General features: G+C 54.9%; 19 protein-coding genes and 3 tRNA genes. 9 read left to right on the top strand and 13 right to left on the bottom strand.

Features of this window, described 5'->3' with window-relative positions; translation table 11 throughout:
• Positions 1-69 precede the first annotated feature (69 nt).
• Positions 70-1,401 carry an amino-acid N-acetyltransferase gene (argA, locus tag OGV50_RS23360; protein ID WP_024130906.1) on the bottom strand — a complete coding sequence of 444 codons (1,332 nt, stop codon included), beginning with the start codon at positions 1,399-1,401 and terminating at the stop codon, positions 70-72.
• A 233-nt stretch (positions 1,402-1,634) separates the two neighbouring features.
• Between argA and amiC the strand changes: the two genes are divergently transcribed.
• A complete protein-coding gene (gene amiC, locus OGV50_RS23355) occupies positions 1,635-2,888 on the top strand; it encodes an N-acetylmuramoyl-L-alanine amidase AmiC (RefSeq protein WP_024130905.1) in 1,254 nt (417 codons plus the stop codon).
• Positions 2,889-2,960: 72 nt separating this feature from the next.
• Here the strand turns inward: amiC and OGV50_RS23350 are convergent.
• The 3 genes from OGV50_RS23350 to OGV50_RS23340 form a co-directional block, all read right to left on the bottom strand.
• Positions 2,961-3,037 (bottom strand) — tRNA-Met (locus OGV50_RS23350).
• A gap of 151 nt (positions 3,038-3,188) precedes the next feature.
• Positions 3,189-3,265, bottom strand: a tRNA-Met gene (locus tag OGV50_RS23345).
• 46 nt (positions 3,266-3,311) lie between these two features.
• Positions 3,312-3,388, bottom strand: a tRNA-Met gene (locus OGV50_RS23340).
• Between the two features lie 208 nt (positions 3,389-3,596).
• Between OGV50_RS23340 and mltA the strand changes: the two genes are divergently transcribed.
• Together mltA and tcdA are read left to right on the top strand one after the other, a co-directional pair.
• A complete protein-coding gene (gene mltA / locus OGV50_RS23335; RefSeq protein ID WP_012134931.1) occupies positions 3,597-4,694 on the top strand; it encodes a murein transglycosylase A in 1,098 nt (365 codons plus the stop codon).
• Positions 4,695-4,833: 139 nt separating this feature from the next.
• Positions 4,834-5,640: a tRNA cyclic N6-threonylcarbamoyladenosine(37) synthase TcdA gene (gene tcdA / locus OGV50_RS23330; protein ID WP_012134929.1), complete on the top strand. Its 807-nt coding sequence runs from the start codon at positions 4,834-4,836 to the stop codon at positions 5,638-5,640.
• Positions 5,641-5,717: 77 nt separating this feature from the next.
• Here the strand turns inward: tcdA and csdE are convergent, their stop codons facing one another.
• Complete coding sequence (csdE, locus tag OGV50_RS23325) at positions 5,718-6,164, bottom strand: cysteine desulfurase sulfur acceptor subunit CsdE (protein WP_200092721.1); 447 nt, start codon at positions 6,162-6,164, stop codon at positions 5,718-5,720.
• Positions 6,164-7,369, bottom strand: a complete 1,206-nt coding sequence (gene csdA, locus OGV50_RS23320) for a cysteine desulfurase CsdA (RefSeq protein WP_058668035.1) — start codon at positions 7,367-7,369, stop codon at positions 6,164-6,166. The genes csdE and csdA overlap by 1 nt, the downstream gene beginning before the upstream one ends.
• Positions 7,370-7,567: 198 nt before the next feature.
• Between csdA and OGV50_RS23315 the strand changes: the two genes are divergently transcribed.
• From OGV50_RS23315 to rlmM, 4 genes are all read left to right on the top strand, one after another.
• Positions 7,568-7,795: a YgdI/YgdR family lipoprotein gene (locus OGV50_RS23315; protein WP_024130904.1), complete on the top strand. Its 228-nt coding sequence runs from the start codon at positions 7,568-7,570 to the stop codon at positions 7,793-7,795.
• A gap of 349 nt (positions 7,796-8,144) precedes the next feature.
• Positions 8,145-9,062, top strand: coding sequence for a glycine cleavage system transcriptional regulator GcvA (gcvA, locus tag OGV50_RS23310; RefSeq protein WP_012134925.1), 918 nt, complete (start codon positions 8,145-8,147; stop codon positions 9,060-9,062).
• An 18-nt stretch (positions 9,063-9,080) separates the two neighbouring features.
• A complete protein-coding gene (locus OGV50_RS23305) occupies positions 9,081-9,476 on the top strand; it encodes a DUF423 domain-containing protein (protein WP_012134924.1) in 396 nt (131 codons plus the stop codon).
• Positions 9,469-10,569, top strand: coding sequence for a 23S rRNA (cytidine(2498)-2'-O)-methyltransferase RlmM (gene rlmM, locus OGV50_RS23300; protein WP_104868247.1), 1,101 nt, complete (start codon positions 9,469-9,471; stop codon positions 10,567-10,569). The genes OGV50_RS23305 and rlmM overlap by 8 nt, the downstream gene beginning before the upstream one ends.
• 82 nt (positions 10,570-10,651) lie before the next feature.
• Here the strand turns inward: rlmM and fucR are convergent, their stop codons facing one another.
• The 5 genes from fucR to fucP form a co-directional block, all read right to left on the bottom strand.
• The gene (gene fucR / locus OGV50_RS23295; protein WP_012134922.1) at positions 10,652-11,374 is read right to left on the bottom strand and encodes an L-fucose operon activator; all 723 of its coding nucleotides are present in this window, start codon (positions 11,372-11,374) and stop codon (positions 10,652-10,654) included.
• Positions 11,375-11,432: 58 nt separating this feature from the next.
• Complete coding sequence (fucU, locus tag OGV50_RS23290; protein WP_012134919.1) at positions 11,433-11,855, bottom strand: L-fucose mutarotase; 423 nt, start codon at positions 11,853-11,855, stop codon at positions 11,433-11,435.
• A gap of 1 nt (position 11,856) precedes the next feature.
• Complete coding sequence (gene fucK, locus OGV50_RS23285) at positions 11,857-13,275, bottom strand: L-fuculokinase (protein ID WP_200092722.1); 1,419 nt, start codon at positions 13,273-13,275, stop codon at positions 11,857-11,859.
• A gap of 103 nt (positions 13,276-13,378) precedes the next feature.
• On the bottom strand, positions 13,379-15,154 hold the full coding sequence (fucI, locus tag OGV50_RS23280) for an L-fucose isomerase (protein ID WP_012134915.1): 1,776 nt from the start codon (positions 15,152-15,154) through the stop codon (positions 13,379-13,381).
• 31 nt (positions 15,155-15,185) lie between these two features.
• Positions 15,186-16,496 (bottom strand): L-fucose:H+ symporter permease, encoded by a 1,311-nt coding sequence (gene fucP / locus OGV50_RS23275; RefSeq protein WP_012134914.1) that lies wholly within the window; start codon positions 16,494-16,496, stop codon positions 15,186-15,188.
• Between the two features lie 555 nt (positions 16,497-17,051).
• Here fucP and fucA point away from each other — a divergent pair.
• Complete coding sequence (fucA, locus tag OGV50_RS23270; protein WP_012134912.1) at positions 17,052-17,699, top strand: L-fuculose-phosphate aldolase; 648 nt, start codon at positions 17,052-17,054, stop codon at positions 17,697-17,699.
• Between the two features lie 25 nt (positions 17,700-17,724).
• The gene (fucO, locus tag OGV50_RS23265) at positions 17,725-18,873 is read left to right on the top strand and encodes a lactaldehyde reductase (protein ID WP_200092723.1); all 1,149 of its coding nucleotides are present in this window, start codon (positions 17,725-17,727) and stop codon (positions 18,871-18,873) included.
• Positions 18,874-18,953: 80 nt separating this feature from the next.
• On the opposite strand, the gene xni is transcribed toward fucO, so the two are convergent.
• Positions 18,954-19,709: a flap endonuclease Xni gene (xni, locus tag OGV50_RS23260; protein ID WP_200092725.1), complete on the bottom strand. Its 756-nt coding sequence runs from the start codon at positions 19,707-19,709 to the stop codon at positions 18,954-18,956.
• A gap of 170 nt (positions 19,710-19,879) precedes the next feature.
• Positions 19,880-21,247, bottom strand: coding sequence for an L-serine ammonia-lyase II (sdaB, locus tag OGV50_RS23255; RefSeq protein WP_012134908.1), 1,368 nt, complete (start codon positions 21,245-21,247; stop codon positions 19,880-19,882).
• Positions 21,248-21,249 lie beyond the last annotated feature (2 nt).

Below are 21,249 nucleotides of genomic sequence, written 5' to 3'. Positions count from 1 at the left end.
GCTTATCCGGCCTACAGCATCCCCGTAGACCCGATAAGACGCTTTAGCGTCGCCGTCAGGCAAAATGGGTTATCCCAAATCTGCCATCAACACCTTTGAACGACGCTGATAGTTGTACATCTCTTTTTTGCTCTCGGGCAGCAGTTCGATATCCACCGGCGTAAACCCACGTTCCTGGAACCAGTGAATACTGCGCGTTGTCAGCACAAACAGCTTGCTGAGGCCCATCTGTCTTGCCTGCACGGCGATCCGCTCCAGCAAGACTTCGCCACGCGATGAACTGCGATAATCTGGATGTACCGCCACGCAGGCCATTTCGCCGATTTTTTCTTCGGGGAAAGGGTACAGCGCGGCGCAGGCGATGGTCAGATTATCTCGCTGGATAATCGTGAATTTGTCGATCTCCATCTCCAGTTGTTCACGGGAGCGGCGCACCAGAATCCCCTGTTGTTCCAGCGGGCGAATCAACTCCAGGATCCCGCCGATATCGTTAATGGTGGCGCGGCGAATCTGCTCGGCGCTCTCCATCACGATTTGCGTCCCGATCCCGTCGCGTGAGAACAGCTCCTGCAATAGCGCGCCGTCTTCCTGGTAGCTAATCAGATGGCAGCGACGCACGCCGCTGCGACAGGCTTTCACCGCGCCGCGCAGGAACCTCACGGTGCCTGAATTGTAATCGCCTTTTTCTTCCTGCGCTTCAACGCGTGCCTGCGCTTCGTTCGGGAAAAGTTCGGAAACGATGTCGCCTTCGTCGTTAGTTACCCCTTGCGACGAACAGAAGCCGATCATCTTCTCCGCCTTCAGTTTGATGGCGAGCTGGGTGGCGATCTCTTCTGAGGTCAGGTTAAAACTTTCGCCTGTGACGGAAACCGCGACCGGCCCCATCAGCACAATTGCGCCGCTGTCTAACTGGCGATGAATCGCCTCTTCATCAATACGGCGAATGCGTCCGCTGTGGCAGTAATCCACGCCGTCATCCACGCCCAACGGCTGTGCAATAATAAAATTGCCGCTGACGACGTTGATGTGCGCGCCCTGTAAGGGGGTGTTGTTCAGGCTCATCGACAGACGGGCGGTGATATCCAGCTGCAACGTGCCTGCCGCTTGCTTAACCAGTTCCAGCGTTTTGGCGTCCGTCACGCGGGTATTTTTGTGGTACAGCGGCTCATGATGATGTGCGGCAAGGTTCGCGTCGATTTGCGGACGCGCGCCATACACCACCACCAGGCGAATGCCCAGACTGTGCAGAAGCCCGATGTCATTGACGATACTGGAGAAATTTTCATGCTCAATGGCCTCACCGCCAAGCATAATGACAAACGTTTTTCCCCGATGGGTATTGATATAGGGAACAGAATGGCGGAATCCCTGTACCAGTTCGGTTCTACGTTCCTTCACCACGGCACACCCTCATTGCATGATTATTCGAAATTAATGTATTTTTATTCTGTTTTTCCGTCGTGCGCAAGCGCAAATTTTAATCCCGCTGAAGTTTTCTCTCAGTAATACCGTGAATACAAAAAGAAAGTTTACCCTTTTATAGATGACAGATTATGCGTCATTCGCTAAAGTTTCCGGTCAATTTAGACGTTTTGTACATCAGCACCGTTAAGTTTGTTTTGCTCGGGAGAAGCATGTCGGGATCCAACTCAGCAATCAGTCGCCGTCGTTTACTACAAGGGACGGGCGCCATGTGGCTATTGAGCGTAAGTCAGGTCGGTTTGGCTGCCGTCAGCCAGGTCGTCGCGGTACGCATCTGGCCTGCGTCCAGCTATACCCGCGTCACGGTGGAATCGAACCGTCTGCTGAAATACAAACAGTTTGCCCTGAGTAACCCTGAGCGCGTGGTGGTGGATATTGAAGGCGTGAATCTGAACTCGGTGCTTAAAGGCATTGGCGCGCAGATCCGCGCGGACGATCCGTATATCAAGTCAGCGCGAGTGGGGCAGTTTGATCCACAGACGGTGCGGATGGTGTTTGAGCTGAAGCAAAACGTGAAACCGCAGCTGTTTGCCCTTGCGCCTGTGGCGGGCTTTAAAGAACGCCTGGTGATGGATCTCTACCCTGCCAATGCGCAGGATATGCAGGACCCGTTGCTGGCGCTGCTGGAAGATTACAACAAAGGCGATCTGGATAAGCAGGTGCCGCCTGCGCAGAGCGGGCCGCAGCCGGGCAAGGCGGGGCGCGATCGCCCGATCGTGATCATGCTCGATCCCGGTCATGGAGGAGAAGATCCCGGCGCCGTGGGGAAATACAAGACGCGCGAAAAAGACGTGGTGTTGCAGATTGCCCGCCGCTTGCGCGCGTTAATTGAGAGAGAAGGCAATATGAAGGTCTACATGACGCGTAATGAGGATATCTTCATTCCGCTGAAAGTGCGCGTGGCGAAAGCCCAGAAGCAGCGCGCCGACCTGTTTGTCTCTATCCATGCGGACGCGTTTACCAGCCGACAGCCCAGCGGTTCATCCGTTTTTGCGCTCTCGACGAAGGGCGCGACCAGTACGGCGGCAAAATACCTCGCGCAAACTCAGAACGCCTCGGATTTGATCGGCGGCGTGAGTAAAAGCGGCGATCGCTATGTCGATCACACCATGTTCGACATGGTGCAATCGTTGACCATCGCCGATAGTCTGAAGTTCGGTAAAGCGGTGCTCAACAAGCTGGGAAGGGTTAATAATCTGCACAAAAATCAGGTTGAGCAGGCCGGCTTTGCGGTGCTGAAAGCGCCGGATATCCCCTCTATTCTCGTGGAAACCGCCTTTATCAGTAATATTGAAGAGGAGCGTAAGCTCAAAACGGCGAAGTTCCAGCAGGAAGTGGCGGAGTCGATTCTGGCGGGTATTAAAGCCTACTTTGCCGATGGGGCGACGCTGGCGAGAAGGGGATAATAAAAAAGCGCTGAAAGGCGCTTTTTTTACGGACCGCAGAAACGAAAAAACACCCGTTAAGGTGTTTAATATTGGTTGCGGGGGCCGGATTTGAACCGACGACCTTCGGGTTATGAGCCCGACGAGCTACCAGGCTGCTCCACCCCGCGTCCGTCTTTCTGCTTCGTATTTCAAACCACATCTGCGTTGGCTTTCCTCGTTCACCTCAGTCACTTACTGGAGTAAGCTCCTAAGGATTCACTGCGTCGCCGCCTTGTTGTGATTCGAACTACTTTGCAAAATATTACATCATATTTCAATTGGTTGCGGGGGCCGGATTTGAACCGACGACCTTCGGGTTATGAGCCCGACGAGCTACCAGGCTGCTCCACCCCGCGTCCGTCTGTTACTCTTCCATCGAGTAACCTTTTCTTCACATTGTATTGGTTGCGGGGGCCAGATTTGAACTGACGACCTTCGGGTTATGAGCCCGACGAGCTACCAGGCTGCTCCACCCCGCGTCCGTGGATGCGCACTATACTCTGCTAACATTTTCATGCAACCCTTTTTTCACCCGGATCACGAAATTGGGATGATTGTGTGCAAAAACAACGCGCTTTGGTACGTTTTTTGTGCGTAATTTGCGTCAGGGGAGCGCTTCGCATTTCATTAGGTTCGGGGGTTTGTTATCTTCATAGCGCAAGATTTACAGCTAAAAGACGAGAACTCATGAAAGGACGTTGGGCAAATTACCTTCTTATGGGGGCGGTGGTTGCAATGCTTGCCGCCTGTTCCTCTAAACCGACCGATCGCGGCCAGCAGTATAAAGACGGGAAGTTTACCCAGCCTTTCTCACTGGTGAACCAACCTGACGCCATTGGGGCGCCTATCAACGCAGGCGATTTCGCCGAGCAGGTCAACCAAATCCGCAGCGCGTCGCCGCGTCTGTATGGCAACCAGAGCAACGTCTATAACGCCGTGCAGGAGTGGTTACGTTCCGGTGGCGATACGCGAATGATGCGCCAGTTTGGTATTGATGCCTGGCAGATGGAAGGGGCGGATAACTACGGTAACGTCCAGTTTACCGGCTACTACACGCCGGTTATTCAGGCGCGCCATACCCGTCAGGGCGAGTTCCAGTACCCTATTTATCGTATGCCGCCAAAACGCGGCCGCTTACCGTCTCGTGCCGAGATCTATTCCGGCGCGCTGAGCGACAGCTACATTCTGGCGTACAGCAACTCGCTGATGGATAACTTCATCATGGACGTTCAGGGCAGCGGCTATATTGATTTTGGCGACGGCAGCCCGCTGAATTTCTTCAGCTATGCCGGGAAAAACGGCCATGCTTACCGCAGTATCGGCAAGGTGCTGATCGATCGCGGTGAAGTGAAGAAAGAAGATATGTCGATGCAGGCCATTCGCCACTGGGGAGAAACCCACAGTGAAGCGGAAGTGCGCGAGCTGCTGGAGCAAAACCCGTCATTCGTCTTCTTTAAGCCGCAATCTTTTGCCCCGGTGAAAGGCGCCAGCGCCGTGCCGCTTATCGGCCGTGCGTCTGTGGCTTCCGATCGCAGCATTATCCCGGCAGGAACAACCCTGCTGGCGGAAGTCCCGCTGCTGGATAACAACGGCAAGTTTAACGGCCAGTACGAACTGCGCCTGATGGTGGCGCTGGACGTGGGCGGTGCGATTAAAGGCCAGCACTTTGATATTTATCAGGGGATAGGCCCGGACGCCGGGCACCGCGCAGGCTGGTATAATCACTATGGGCGCGTCTGGGTGCTGAAAAACGCCCCGGGAACCGGTAACGTATTTAGCGGCTGATTGCCTGATGGCGGCTTCGCTGAAGATTTAAATCGTAGGCCTGATAAGCGTAGCGCCATCAGGCAAATCATGCCGGATGGCGTCGCAAGCGACGTATCCGGCCTACGATCGTATTACCCCTTTTTAATTCTGAGGTCGTATGTCTGTTGTAATTAGTGATGCCTGGCGCCAGCGTTTTGGCGGCACCGCCCGTCTGTATGGTGAAAAAGCGTTGCAGCTGTTTGCCGGTGCGCATATTTGCGTGGTCGGGATCGGCGGCGTCGGCTCCTGGGCGGCAGAGGCGCTGGCGCGTACCGGCATTGGCGCGATCACGCTCATCGATATGGATGACGTATGCGTCACCAACACCAACCGGCAAATTCATGCGCTGCGCGATAACGTCGGTCTGGCGAAAGCCGAGGTGATGGCCGAGCGTATTCGTCAGATCAACCCGGAGTGCCGGGTGACGGTGGTGGATGACTTTGTCACGCCGGATAACGTCGCGGAGTATATGAGCGCAGGGTTTTCGTATGTCATTGATGCCATCGACAGCGTGCGGCCAAAAGCCGCGCTGATTGCCTGGTGCCGCCGAAATAAGGTTCCGTTAGTCACCACCGGCGGGGCGGGTGGGCAGATAGACCCGACCCAGATTCAGGTAACGGATCTGGCGAAAACCATCCAGGACCCGCTGGCGGCGAAACTGCGCGAACGGTTGAAAAGCGACTTTGGTGTGGTGAAAAACAGCAAGGGCAAACTGGGCGTGGACTGCGTGTTCTCAACGGAAGCGCTGGTTTATCCGCAGGCTGATGGTTCCGTATGTGCGATGAAAGCGACGGCGGAAGGGCCGAAAAGAATGGATTGCGCCTCTGGATTCGGCGCAGCCACGATGGTAACTGCGACCTTTGGCTTTGTTGCCGTGTCTCACGCGCTGAAGAAGATGATGGCGAAGGCGGCGCGTCAGGCTTGATTGTGTCGGATGGCGCTATGCTTATCCGACCTACGGTTCGTGCGGTGTTGTAGGCCGGATAAGACGCATCAGCGTCGTCATCCGGCTTGCTGGGCAGCCTCAATAATCGCGTTATTCAGCGCATTCAGCCCCTGGCTGCGCGATGCGCTAAGTTGTATTGTTAAGCCTAACTCATCAAACAACCCCAGCGGCGAGTGCGCCAGCAGTTCCGCCGGGGTCTTTCCCTCTACCGCCGTGAGTAAAACCGCCAGCAAACCGCGTACAATACGCCCTTCGCTGTCACCGAAAAAGTGCAGCGTTCCTTTCTCCGACAGGGTATGCCCCAGCCAGACGCGGTTCTCACATCCTGCGATCTCTTTTGCCTGCGTTTTTAGCTCATCCGGCAATGCCGGGAGTTGCTTACCCAACAGAATAAGCTGGCGATACTTGTCCTCCCACTGCGAGAGCGGGATAAAGAGAGTGCGTAACGTCTCTTCCGTTACGGTCGTGCCAAACGGGTGTCCGGCAAAAAGAGGGCTTGTCATTAATCCACCAGTATTTCCAGCGCGCGGTCAACGGCGCTGACCAACGCATCCACATCATGCTTTGTATTATACGGCGCAAAAGAGGCGCGCAGGGTGCCCGTTACGCCAAGCGCCGCCAGCAGAGGCTGCGCGCAGTGCTGCCCGGCGCGCAGGGCGATGCCGTATTCGGCCAGTAACGTCACCATATCGCTGTGATGAACGCCGGCAAAATCGAAGGCCAGCAGGCTGGAGTCCTGGCAACGGAAAGAACGGAAACCCGGACGCTTCGCCAGCGCGTCTTCCGCCAGCGTCGCCAGACCGCGACTCCAGCTTTCGGCCTGCGCCATATCCACTTCCGCCAGCCACTCCAGCGCGGCGCTAAGGCCAATAACTCCAGCCACGTTTGGCGTGCCAGCTTCCAGACGCCAGGGAACGGCCTGGGTTGTGAATCCTTCAAAATTGACTTCAGCGATCATCTTGCCGCCGCCGAGCCACGGGGACATCTCTTCCAGTAAGGCCGGTTTGCCGTACAGCGCGCCGATGCCCGTCGGGCCGTACAGCTTGTGGGCGGAGAAAGCATAAAAATCAATATCCAGCTGCTGTACATCGGCGGGGAAATGCACCGCGCCTTGCGCGCCGTCAACCATCACCACCATCCCTGCCGCGTGCGCCAGCGTGATAGCGCGCGCCAGGTCCGGGCAGCCGCCCGTGACGTTCGACATCTGTCCCAGCGCCAGAATTCGGCTGCGTGGCGTGATGAGTTCAGGCAGACGCTCCACGTCGGGGAGGAAAAGGGCATTCAGGGGCAGTTTGACGATTTTTGCGCCCGTCTGCTGAGCGACCATCAGCCAGGGAACGAGATTCGCGTGATGCTCCGCTTCACTGACGATTATCTCATCGCCGGGTTGCAGGCGCGGGCGGGCATAGCATTGCGCCACCATATTGATGGCTTCCGTGGTGCCGCGTGTCCAGACAATCGATGCATCATCAGGCGCGTTCAGCCACTGCGCCACTTTGCCGCGCGCCGCTTCATAGCGTGCGGTTAGCCGCTGTGCCTCGGCGAACTGGCTGCGATGGACGTTTCCGGCGCTCAGGCTGTAGAACTGATGCGTGGCGTCGATCACGGCCTGAGGCTTAAGCGCCGTCGCGGCGCTGTCGAGATAAACGCCCGCATCGGTAAGGGCAGGAAATTGCGCGCGAAACTGCGCAGGATTGAAAGCGTTCATGGTATTCCTCAATTCAGTATACCGATCGTGGCGCAAAAAGGGCTGTGATACAAGGTTTGTCCTAACCATCGGAATTGTCTGGTTATCCTGGTGAAGTCAGGGAAGCAGGTTATGCTAAATAGTGTTAGGCGAATGTTTTTGCCTGTTACGGAACCCGTTTTATTTAGCATAAACAGCTTTAAGGAGAAGAAGATGAAAATGAAAAAGACTGCCGCAATGATCTCTGCATGTATGCTGACTTTTGCCCTGAGCGCCTGTTCCGGTCCGAATTATGTGATGCACACAAATGATGGCCGTACTATCGTGTCAGACGGTAAGCCAAAAACCGATGATGAAACCGGCATGATTTCTTATAAAGACGCTAACGGCAACAAACAGCAGATCAATCGTACTGACGTTAAAGAGATGGTCGAACTGGATCAGTAACCGGTCGGTCATGGACAAAAAAAAGCACCGCAATTGGCGGTGCTACATTAATCACTATGGACAGACAGGGTAAATGTACAGGAAGTGAAAAAGGGTAGCTTCGCTACCATGGTCTGAATCGCAGACCAATTGCAAACACAACAACACAACATCACAACCGTAAGCCAAAAGCCCATCAGAACACGCATTCCGATAAAACTTTTCGTTCCGGCTCAGGAAGTGTCGCCACTATAGGTATTTGCTGGTAGAACCTCAACGGACAAATTATAATGGCTCAGATTAAAAAAACTAATAGGTTACACAAGGTTACCTAATTGTTAAATTTATTTAACATCAAAGTCTAAAAGCCATGTCAAAACGATTACCACCCTTAAATGCATTACGTGTTTTTGATGCCGCAGCGCGGCATTTAAGCTTCACTCGCGCAGCAGAAGAGCTTTTTGTGACACAGGCCGCAGTAAGTCACCAAATCAAGTCACTTGAGGATTTTTTGGGGCTAAAACTGTTCCGTCGTCGCAATCGTTCGCTTTTGCTAACGGAAGAGGGGCAGAGCTATTTCCTCGACATCAAAGAGATTTTTTCGCAATTAACCGAAGCGACGCGTAAACTTCAGGCGCGGAGTGCAAAAGGCGCGCTTACGGTCAGTTTATTGCCCAGTTTTGCGATCCAGTGGCTGGTTCCTCGACTCTCAAGCTTTAACTCAACTTATCCGGGAATCGATGTCAGAATTCAGGCTGTGGACCGTCAGGAAGATAAGCTGGCTGATGATGTCGACGTCGCTATTTTTTATGGGCGTGGCAACTGGCCGGGCTTGCGCGTTGAAAAATTGTACGCAGAATATTTACTGCCGGTGTGTTCACCGTTATTACTGACGGGCGATAAGCCGTTAAAGACGCCGGAAGATCTGGCAAAACATACATTACTGCATGATGCTTCGCGAAGAGACTGGCAGACCTATACGCGTCAGTTGGGGCTGAATCATATTAATGTGCAGCAGGGACCTATTTTCAGCCATAGCGCAATGGTGCTACAGGCTGCCATCCACGGACAGGGGGTTGCGCTGGCGAACAACGTCATGGCGCAATCAGAAATTGAAGCCGGGCGTCTTGTCTGTCCCTTTAACGACGTTCTGGTCAGTAAAAATGCTTTTTATCTGGTTTGTCATGACAGTCAGGCAGAACTGGGTAAAATAGCCGCCTTTCGTCAGTGGATTCTGACCAAAGCGGCCGCTGAACAAGAAAAATTCCGCTTTCGTTACGAACAATAATTTATTTAGGGTACTACCATGACCAGCCGTTTTATGCTGATTTTTGCCGCGATAAGCGGCTTTATCTATGTTGCTCTGGGTGCCTTTGGGGCGCATGTCCTGAGCAAAACTCTTGGTGTGGTTGAAATGGGCTGGGTCCAGACCGGCCTGCAATATCAGGCGTTTCATACGCTGGCCATTTTTGGCCTGGCGGTTGCGATGCAGCGACGCATTAGCATCTGGTTTTACTGGAGCAGCGTTTTTCTGGCGTTAGGTACGGTGCTGTTTAGCGGCAGCCTGTATTGCCTGGCGCTGTCTCATTTACGCCTGTGGGCGTTTGTTACTCCTGTCGGCGGCGTGAGTTTCCTGGCAGGCTGGGTGCTGATGTTAATTGGCGCCATCCGTTTGAAACGTAAGGGCGTTGGTCATGAATAAGGTTGTATTGTTGTGTCGCCCTGGTTTTGAAAAGGAGTGCGCTGCCGAAATGACGGATAAGGCGGCGCGTCGGGAAATCTTTGGCTTCGCTCGTGTTAAAGACAATGCCGGATACGTCGTCTTTGAGTGCTATCAGCCGGACGATGCTGAAAAAATAGTAAAAGAGTTGCCTTTTTCCTCGCTCATTTTTGCGCGTCAAATGTTCGTCGTCGGCGAGCTGCTGCGCGACCTGCCGCCGGACGATCGCATTACGCCGATTGTCGGGATGCTACAGGGCGTTGTGGAAAAAGGCGGCGAGCTGCGTGTTGAAGTCGCAGACACCAATGAAAGCAAAGAGTTGATGAAGTTTTGCCGTAAATTTACGGTGCCGCTGCGGGCCGCGCTGCGCGACGCGGGGATTCTGACAAACTATGAAACGCCAAAGCGTCCGGTGGTGCATGTTTTCTTCATCGCGCCGGGCTGCTGTTATACCGGGTATTCGTATCCTGACAACAACTCGCCGTTCTATATGGGGATTCCGCGGCTGAAATTCCCGGCCGATGCGCCAAGCCGTTCGACGCTGAAGCTGGAAGAAGCGCTGCATGTTTTTATTCCGGCCGATGAGTGGGATGAACGTCTGGCGAACGGGATGTATGCCGTGGATTTAGGCGCCTGCCCTGGCGGTTGGACCTACCAGTTAGTGAAGCGCAACATGTGGGTTTACTCTGTCGATAACGGCCCAATGGCGCAGAGCCTGATGGATACCGGGCAGGTGACCTGGCTGCGCGAAGATGGATTCAGATACCGTCCGAACCGTAACAACATCTCGTGGATGGTGTGCGACATGGTGGAAAAGCCTGCTAAGGTTGCCGCGCTGATGGCGCAGTGGTTAGTAAACGGCTGGTGTCGCGAGACGATCTTCAATCTCAAGCTGCCGATGAAAAAACGCTATGAAGAGGTGTCGCAGAACCTGGCGTATATTCAGGCGCAGCTTGATGAACACGGCATTAACGCGCAAATTCAGGCGCGACAGCTGTATCACGATCGTGAAGAAGTGACCGTGCATGTCCGTCGGCTGTGGGCCGCCGTGGGCGGGCGTCGCGACGAGCGGTAATACGATGAATTGCCGGATAGCGGCGTAAATGCCTTATCCGGCCTGCGCCTGTTATTTGTTGGCCTGATAAACAGCAACGCCATCAGGCGTGAATCACCCCCTGGCGCTCATCGGAAATGATGTGCGTCACATCATCCAGATGCCCGATGCAGGCCTCTCCCGAGCGGTTGAGCTTACTTTTGTCGATCAACAATAAAGACTGCGATGCGCGCTTAAGCAGCGTGGATTTGAAATCCGCGTTGATCGTATTTGAGTCCCAGAGCGCGCCGCCGCGGTCAATCCCTTCGCAGGAAAAAATAAACAGGTCAATGTCGAGCGGCTTAAGCTGAGAAATAAGCGACGGATTGACGTAGCAGCCATATTTACGCTCAAGCTGGCCGCCGGAACTGATGAGCTGAATATGTTCGCGTTTGCCCAGCTCCTGGCAAATCGGGTGACTGTTGGTAAAGACGTGAATATCAATGTCCGGCAACTGGCGGGCCAGATACCAGCAGGTTGAGCTGGCGTCCAGAGCGATCACCATGCCCGGTTCTATCCATGCCAGCGCCTCCCTGGCGATATCCGCCTTATGCGCATAGTGGCTTTTCAGCCGGATGTGGAACGGGTCGCCGCTGTCCTGGTTTTCCCGGTGAATATACTTGGCGCGCCCGTGATTGCGCAGCACTTTTCCCTGCGCCTGTAGCTCGCTGAGATCGCGGCGAATGGTCTCTTTGCTGACGTTAAGCTGTACTGACAGCGCCTCGGTGGTCAGACTTTTATGGTTGATCAGCAGGTCTACTATCGCTTGTTGGCGTGCCGCTTTCATCTTTTCTCACCCCATCATTCGATGAACGCCCGCATCATGCGGGCGCACCGGCAAGAGATTACGGCGTTACCCCTTTTTTTAAAAGAATATTCCCGTACTTCGCGCACTCTCCTGTGATAACGATCGCAAAGGCTTTTTGCGCCCGCTCATAAAACGCATAGCGGTCGATGCGGACAATCTCCGGGCACGGCGTCTGCAATGAGAGCGCATCGCGATAACGCGCTTCAACCGTCGGGTCGAGCGAATCGCCCTCTACGGCGGCCATCATCACCAGCGGCGGCGCGTAGCTGTCCAGTTCAAACAGCGGGATAATCGCCCGGAGCAGATCGCTGACTTTCAGACCATCTGCGCGAATAACCTGCGGTCCCATGCTGTGCGCGGGGAAGTGGGCATCGGAAAAAATAATCTCATCCCCGTGCCCCATTTCAGCCAGCACTTTCAGTAACTCAGGGGATATCAATGGCGAAATAGTTTTTAGCATCTCACACTCCCTCAATAAATTCGGGTTCAGTTTGCGGCCAGAAATAGCGGTACTGATAGCGCACCAGGGCTCGGGCCTGTTCCGGGCTGGCAAATTCGCCTACGCCATACCAGCCGAACATGGCGGCCCCGGCGACAGTGGTTTCCGCGTCATCCAGCACCTTAATCGGTATATCAAGCAGATTGGCTTTGATTTGATTCCACAGCGCGTTGCGGCTTCCGCCGCCAACCAGCAGAAGCTCAGTTGCCTGGAAGTGACCAATCTTTTCCAGCGTTTGCAGATTACGTTGCAGTTGCGCCGTGAGCCCTTCCAGCGCGGCGCGGTAAAAATGACCACGCTTTGTGTTCAGCGTCACCCCCTGCCAGCCCGCGTTTTGACAGGTGAGGAGATCGCACTGCATCTTCACGCCTTCAGCACCCGGCGGAATGGCGTGCGCCTCGTCAATCAGCGTCTGCCACGGCGTTTCTGGCGTCCAGAGCAGTTTGCGCACCCATTCGAGTACGCCGGAAGCCAGCCACTGCATGCCTGGGTTATAAAGTCCGGCCTGGCTGTCCAGTTCACAGGTGGAACCGGCGTAATGGCTGAGCAGCGGCGTGTTCACCTGCGCGCTGCGTACCATCAGGATTTCCCACGTACCGGACGAGAGTACCGGTTCATCCTGTTCTGCGCCGGCGCCAAAAAGGGCAAACTGCGTGTCATGCCCGGCGGAGATCACCGGAATACCCGCCTCAAGCCCAAGCAGGTTTGCGGCGTCGTTTTGCAGCGTGCCAATCCGTTCGCCCGCTTCAACTAACCGTGGAAACAGACGGCGGGGTAAACCCGTGGCCTGTAAAATCTCCGGGCTGAAATCCCGCTGGTGGATATCCAGCATCTGGCTGGTGCCCGCCATGGTGATATCCGTGGTGAATTCACCGGTTAAACGGTGGTTGATCAGTGATGAAATAAACAGCCAGGCGTGCGCCTGTTCGAGCAACTGCGGGTGGTTCTCTTTCAGCCACACCAGTTTATGCAGCGTATTAAAGGCGAATGCGCCGACGCCGGAGATCGCCTGCAACTGCTGCGGCGGCATAAAGCGGCCGATGTTTTCCATGACGGCAAGGGTGCGGGGGCATTTCCAGCTGATCACCGGATAGAGCAACTGACCGTGTTCATCGACCAGCGCACCGTCCACGCCAAAGGTGGTGACCGTAATACCGCGAACCCGGCAGGCCGCCAGTTCCGTCTTCAGTTGCTGACAGCAGTCCGCGAAGCGTTGCAGAATGGCCGCCAGCGACCACTGATGCCAGGCGCTATTTTCCGTGGCGATGTCGCTGGCATTCGCTGTTGATGCGCGGGCGACAATGTTTCCCTGACGGTCAACGGCCATTGCCCGTACGTTGGTGGCGCCGCAGTCGAGAACCAGAATGACGTCTTGTTTCATAGTAGCTCCGAAACGTTGCCGGATGGCGCTTCGCTGATCCGGCCTACAAAATGCGAAATTGTAGGCCCGGTAAGCTTACGCCACCGGGCAAAGAAGTGACGCATTAACGTTTGTACAGCGGCCCGTAGTTCTGGCAGGCGCGATAATCCTGGCCTTCAATATCCATACCGTGCGCAGCCCAGGCGGAAGGACGGTAGATTTTCGCATCGTCCACGTTGTGCATGCAGACCGGAATACGCAGCATGGCGGCGAGCGTGATGAAGTCAGCGCCGACGTGGCCGATGGTCAGTACGCCGTGGTTAGCGCCCCAGTTCGCCATCACCGAGTAAACGTCGGTGAACGGGCCTTTACCGGTAAGACGCGGCGCAAACCAGGTGGTCGGCCAGGTCGAGTTGGTGCGGGCGTCGAGCTGATCGTGCATCTCCTTCGGCAGTTCCACGCTCCAGCCTTCAGCGATTTGCAGTACCGGCCCCAGACCCTTGATGATGTTCACGCGGGTCATGGTGAACGGCACGCCGCCTTCGGTCAGGAAGCGAGAGGAGTAGCCGCCGCCACGGAAGTATTCGTGGATCGCCGGGCACCATTCGGTGGCGGCCAGGCAGGCGTCCGCTTCCTGTTGGCTGATTTCCCAGTGCGGCTTCATGGTTGGTTTGCCTTCGCTATCGCGCTGTTTGCAGGAGCCGTCCAGCGCCGCAGAGCCGGAGTTGATCAGGTGAATGATGCCGTGCTCCGCAAGGCCGGTGAGCGGCTGGCCTGTGACGCGCTCTACCGCTTCCGGCGACCAGTAGGTTCGCACGTCGGCAAAGACCTGCGCGGTTCCGGTGAGTTGGTGGCCCAGCAGCATCGCTACGCCGTTGAGGCTGTCGTTTTCGGTAGCGACGACAAACGGTTCGCGCACGCCGTTCCAGTCAAAGGAGCTGTTCAGCAGCGCTTCGGCGGTGTCGCCGTTCGGGTATTGATCGGTCCAGTGGCGCTGGCCCTGGAAGCCTGCCGCAATAGCGTTATAACCCAGCGACTCTTCGACCAGCCCTTTTTCCGCCAGCTTGTTGTTGCCCTGCATCATGTCGCGAATGCACATCGCCATCAGCAGGCTCTCTTTCAGCACCGCGCGGCTTTGTTCTTCATTACGTTTGTACTGCTGCGCGTTCTGATCCTCGCCATAGCGGAAGTTTTTATCCGCCCACGCCAGCGCCATCTCCAGTTCGGCTTCGTCATAGATTTTCTGGTCGATGCGACGGCGCAGCTCGGTCATGTCCACCGCCTGCACTTTCATTCCCAGCCAGGACTCAAAGAAGTTGTGATCGACGATGGAACCGGCAATCCCCATTGAGACGCCGCCCACAGAGAGGTAGCTTTTGCCTTTCATGCTGGCGACCGCCAGACCAGCGCGCGCAAAGCGCAGCAGTTTTTCTTCAACGTCGGCAGGGATCGAGGTGTCGTCGGCATCCTGTACGTCATGACCATAAATAGAGAATGCCGGAATGCCTTTCTGGCTGTGCGCGGCCAACGCGGCGGCCAGATAAACGGCGCCGGGACGTTCCGTACCGTTGAAGCCCCAGATGGCTTTCGGGCGCATTGGGTCCATATCGATGGTTTCGCTGCCGTAGCACCAGCACGGCGTCACGGTAATGGTTACGCCAACATTCTGGCTGCTGAATTTCTCTTCACAGGCGGCGGATTCCGCCATTCCGGCAATGCAGGTATCCGCAATCACACATTCAATCTGCGCGCCGCAGGCATGGCGAAGTTTTTCGGTGATAAGCGCAGCGGTGGCTTTCGCCATATTCATGGTCTGTTCTTCCAGCGACTCGCGTACCCCCATGCGACGTCCATCAATAACCGGGCGAATGCCAATTTTCGGTAAGCTGATTTTTTTCATTACAGGTTCCTCACGTTATTCGGAAAAATGTTCAGTTAGTTGCCGCTTGTGAACGGAAACGGGCAAAGATGAAGATGACGGCAAAGCAGAGCGCCGGGACCAGCTCAGCCGTTGGGATGTTGCCAGCCGCATCGCTGACAAAACCCATGACCGGCGTGACGATGCCGCCGCCAATGATGGTCATGACGATGAACGACGAGCCGTATTTGGTGTCCTGTCCCAGATTTTTAATACCCAGCGAGAAGATAGTGGGGTACTGAATCGACATAAATGCGCTGCACAGCGTCAGGGCCAGCAGGCCGATATGGCCGCCGCTAAAGGCTGAAACCAGACACAGGATCATGGAGAGCAGGGCATAGGCCGCCAGCACTTTATGCGGCGCAAAGCGGCTGATAAGCCAGGTGCCGGAGAAGCGGCCGATAAAGAAGCACACCATCGTGCCGGTCAGGTAGTTGGCGGCAAAGCCAGGCGTCATGCCGGGGATCTCTTCGATAGCGTAACGGATCAGGTAGCTCCAGCAGGCGGTTTGCGCGCCAACGTAGCAGAACTGCGCCAGCACCGCCCAGCGCCAGTGGCGAATACGCACCAGGCGGGCAAGTGAAGCGGTGAATGAACTTTGTTGGGCGTCACTGTGATCGTCGCTCTGTAGCGCCGGGAATTTGGTCAGCATGATCAGCAGGGCAACCAGTAAAACGATAGCCACGATGATCATATAAGGCGTCTGTACCGACAAAACCAGGCTGTGTTTATATGTACTCAATTGCTCAGGCGTCATTTTATCGAGCACGTCCTGAGATTGATGTGGGACGTTAGACAAAATAAGACTTTGCCCGAACACCACGGCGATAATAGCGCCGAAAGAGTTAAATGTTTGCGCCAGATTGAGACGGAAATGGCCACCGCTTTCTGGCCCTAATACCGTAACAAAAGGGTTCGCGGCGGTTTCAAGACAACCAAGTCCTGCGGCAATAATAAAAAGACCAATCAAAAACAAGGTGTAATTCATCACTTCAGCAGCCGGCCAGAATAATGCCGCGCCAAAAGCATATAAGAATAGTCCGGTAATTATCCCCGCTTTATAACTCAGCTTTTTCATCAAAATACCCGCGGGGATGGGAATAACAAAATAGCCGAAATAAAAAGCAGACTGAATCAAACCTGCCTGAAAATTAGTTAACGTAAAGGCTTGCTGAAATTGTGGTAATAAAATGTCATTCAGGTTATTGGCAACCGCCCAAAGGAAAAACAGTGAGCAGAGTAAAGCAAACGGAATGATATAGCGTTTGCTTTGCCCTGTATCCACCGCACGAAAACTCTGCGTCTGTATTGTTGTGTTTCCCATAGCATCCTCATTGGCTCAGAAGCGTGTTCAACATTTTAGAAGTACGACTGGTGTTTCTCACCAGATCGACAAACCAGGCGAGTTCCTGTTATCTGCCAGAGAAAATTGGCTGTTGATAGTGAACTCATGAATTCATTTTCAAATAAAAAACGCTGTTTAATATGATGGTGGTCACATTTAGCACCTGGAGGGTGGCTTTATGTGATTATCATCACTTTAATTTCTGAAAAATGATGCCCGTTTGAGTAAATAAAATTAAAAACCCACAGCGTTGATGACCGATTTAATTTATTACTGCGAAAACGGGCATTTGTTACAAATATTATGAAAATGCCCGTTTGGATAAATAATATTAAGAGCGGTCATTTTGGAGAGAGTGAATCCAGAGAAAACGGTATTTAACTGACGTGATTAATTGATGCGTATCACAAAATAAAGTCATGTAAATTCCTTTATCGCTATTCAATATGATGATGGTTACCAAATGTTCAATTAATTCAGCAGAGCAACGTGCTGTTCTGTTGTCGCGTTTTGAATGACTGAGAGAGGTAACTAATGGAACGAAACACACTGGCCCGCCAGATTATCGACACCTGCCTGGAGATGACCCGGCTGGGGCTGAACCAGGGGACCGCAGGCAATGTGAGCGTGCGTTATCAGGGCGGGATGCTGATCACGCCAACGGGCATTCCGTATGACAAACTCACCGAATCACATATCGTCTTTATTGATGCAGAGGGCCAGCATGAGCAGGGAAAATTGCCTTCCAGCGAGTGGCGTTTTCATATGGCGGCCTACCAGACGCGCCCGGATGCTAATGCTGTCGTCCATAACCATGCCGTTCACTGCACGGCGGTGTCGATCCTCAATCGTCCTATCCCAGCCATTCATTACATGATTGCGGCGGCGGGGGGGAACTCCATTCCGTGTGCGCCTTACGCCACGTTCGGCACGCGTGAACTTTCTGAATACGTTGCCGTTGCGCTCAAAAATCGCAAAGCGACCCTGCTACAGCATCATGGGTTGATCGCCTGCGAAGAGAACCTGGAAAAAGCGCTGTGGCTGGCGCATGAAGTGGAAGTGCTGGCGCAGCTGTACCTCAGTACGCTGGCGATTACCGATCCGGTGCCTGTACTGGATGATGAGGCTATCGCCATTGTGCTGGAAAAATTCAAAACCTACGGATTACGTATCGAAGAGTAATTTCGCACAGCGAAGGAGACGGGCTATGGCGAACAGAATGATCCTGAACGAAACGGCATGGTTTGGCCGGGGGGCGGTGGCGGCGTTAACCGATGAGGTTCAACGCCGGGGCTATCGCAAGGCGCTAATTGTCAGTGACAAAACGCTGGTGCAGTGCGGTGTGGTCAGAAACGTCACGGATAAGATGGATGCCGCAGGGCTGGCATGGGCGATCTACGATGGCGTGATCCCAAATCCAACCATCGGCGTGGTGAAAGAGGGGCTGAACGTATTTCAACAAAGCGGGGCAGACTACCTGATTGCCATCGGCGGCGGCTCCCCGCAGGATACCTGTAAGGCGATCGGTATTATCAGCAATAACCCTGAGTTTGCTGACGTGCGCAGTCTGGAGGGGCTGTCGCCGACCCGTTATCCGAGCGTGCCGGTGATGGCGATCCCGACCACTGCGGGAACCGCAGCGGAAGTGACCATTAACTATGTGATCACCGATGAAGAAAAGCGGCGTAAATTTGTTTGTGTCGATCCGCATGATATCCCGCAGGTCGCGTTTATTGATGCCGACATGATGGATGGCATGCCGCCCGCGCTGAAGGCGGCAACCGGGGTGGATGCGTTAACCCACGCGATCGAAGGATACATCACCCGTGCCGCGTGGGCGTTGACGGATGCGCTGCATATTAAGGCCATTGAGATCATCGCCGGGGCATTGCGTGGTTCGGTTGCGGGCGAGCGTGAAGCGGGCGAAGCGATGGCGCTGGGGCAGTACGTTGCCGGGATGGGCTTTTCCAATGTGGGGCTTGGGCTGGTGCACGGGATGGCGCATCCGCTGGGCGCGTTTTATAACACTCCGCACGGCGTTGCTAATGCGATTCTTCTGCCGCATATCATGCGCTACAACGCGGAATATACCGGTGAGAAGTTCCGTGATATCGCGCGTGCGATGGGCGAGAAGGTCGAAGGGATAAGTTTGAGCGAGGCGCGTAATGCCGCCGTGGAAGCGGTATTTACCCTCAACCGGGACGTCGGTATTCCGTTGCATTTACGCGATGTCGGCGTGCGTAAAGAGGATGTTCCGGCGCTGGCGCAGGCGGCATTTGACGATGTTTGCACCGGTGGTAATCCGCGTGAAGCGAGTATTGCCGATATCGTCGAGTTGTATCATACCGCCTGGTAATTTTGCCGGATGGCTTTATCCGGCCTACAGGATTGCACGAAATGTAGGCCGGATAAGCGTAGCGCCACCCGGCAACACAGCTACCGCGTCAGCCGTAGCTGCTGCAAGTTTCCGTCGATATGGAGATCCGTTTGCAGGCGCGCGATATCGCGGCACAAAAATGCCATCTCTTTATGCGCTTCAAGCTTCTTGCGCCACTTTTCCGCCACCTCGTCGAGGTGTACATAAATCCCTTCCAGAGTCTGAAACTGAACCAACAATTGGGTCGCGCTTTTGGGGCCGATGCCCGCCACGCCGGGGACTTTTGAACTGCTGATCCCCGCCAGCCCCCAGTAGTCCGGCAACTGTTGGGGAAGGACGCCGAACTCTTTCTCAATGAATGGCGCATCCAGCCAGCGTTTCTGGAAATAATCGCGGATACGCAGCGTCGGGGAGAGCAACTGACAGTAGCCTTTGTCGGTAGAAACGATAGTGGCCTGATGCCCGGCCTGTGTGACTTTGACCGCCAGCGTGGCGGCTAAATCATCCGCCTCATTGCCGCTGGAAACCCAGCATTGCACGCCGCGCTGTTCGAAGGCGGCGCGTATTGCGGGCATTTCATTGTGCAACTCGTCAGGCATGGGAGGACGACCGGCTTTGTAGTCCGGGAGACGCTGATGACGCCAGCCGCTGTTGCGCGCTTCATCGTCGAATACGGCGACGGCGTGCGTCGGCTGACTGTGCACAATCAACTGCTCAAGCGCATGCAGGCAGGTCTCCGCGCAGGGCGAGCCTTGAACCGCATGAATACGGCGAATTAAATTCAGTGCATCGACGATAAGCAGATGGACGGCCACGGTGTTCTCCCTGACAAATTTGGGGACAGGGTAACATCCAGGGCGACAGGAGGCGAGTGTTGCGAAATAGCGCGATCCGTAGGCCTGATAAGCGAAGCGCCCTCAGGCAATAAATGCCGGATGGCGGCGAGCGCCTTATCCGGCCTACAGATCCTGAAACGTGGTAGGACTTAATCGCAGGCGACAATCTTCATCGCCAGGCCGCCGCGAGAGGTTTCACGGTACTTGGCGTTCATGTCTTTACCGGTTTCGTACATGGTCTCAATAACTTTATCAAGGCACACGCGCGGCTCGCTGGTACGACGCAGCGCCATACGCGCGGCGTTGACCGCTTTCACGGAGGCAATCGCGTTACGCTCAATGCACGGTACCTGTACCTGGCCCGCAACCGGGTCGCAGGTCAGACCCAGGTTGTGCTCCATGCCGATTTCAGCAGCGATGCACACCTGTGTCGGACTGCCGCCCAGCAGCTCTGCCAGACCCGCCGCCGCCATAGAGCAGGCCACGCCGACCTCACCCTGACAGCCCACTTCCGCACCGGAAATGGAGGCGTTCATCTTGTACAGAGAGCCGATCGCGCTGGCCACCAGCATGTAGCGAGCCAGTGAGTTGGCGTTAACTTCGCGGATAAACTTGTCGTAGTACGCCAGTACCGCCGGAACGATGCCGCATGCGCCGTTGGTTGGCGCAGTCACGACACGCCCGCCCGCCGCGTTCTCTTCGTTGACCGCCAGCGCGAACATGTTGATCCAGTCGACAACCGCCATCGGATCGGTCGTGGTTTTATCCTGGCTGACCAGCATACGACGCAGCGCTGCGGCACGACGTGGAACGCGCAGTTTCCCCGGCAGTACGCCTTCCGTCGTGATGCCGCGTTCAATACCGCCGCGCATCACTTCCCAGACGTTGGCAAAGTGCTGTTCCAGCTCTTCTTTGCTGTGCAGCGCCAGCTCGTTTTGCATCATCAGGCCGGAAAGCGACAGACCGGTTTCCTGGCAGTGTTTTTGCAGATCGGCTGCGGATTTGTACGGATACGGCACGTTGACCGGCGCACTGTTCGACAAACCGAAATGTTCTTCATCAACGATGAAACCACCGCCAATGGAGTAGTAAGTTTGGCTGTAGAGGACCTTATCGCCCGCCAGCGCGCTAATACGCATCCCGTTCTCATGCAGAGACAGGTTGTCGGCATGGAAATTCATGCACTTATCGACCGGAAACTCCACTTCATGCTGACCATTCGCCAGCAGTAAACGTCCGTGGGTGTTCACGTCCTGAATAAAGAACGGAATGGCGTCGATGTCGACGGTATCCGGCAGATTTCCCGCCAGACCCATAATAATGGCAATGTCAGTGTGGTGACCTTTACCGGTCAGCGACAGTGAACCATAGACATCCACCACGACGCGGGTGACATCGGTCAGGATATTGCGGGCAATCAGATCATCCGTGAATTGTTTGCCTGCTTTCATTGGCCCGACGGTGTGAGAGCTGGAAGGGCCAATGCCGATTTTGAAAATATCGAATACGCTAATCATAG

It is taken from the genome of Citrobacter sp. CK180 (assembly GCF_030333655.1).
In the GTDB taxonomy this organism is placed as follows: domain Bacteria; phylum Pseudomonadota; class Gammaproteobacteria; order Enterobacterales; family Enterobacteriaceae; genus Citrobacter_B; species Citrobacter_B koseri.
This window is presented reverse-complemented; position numbering and strand designations above follow the sequence as displayed.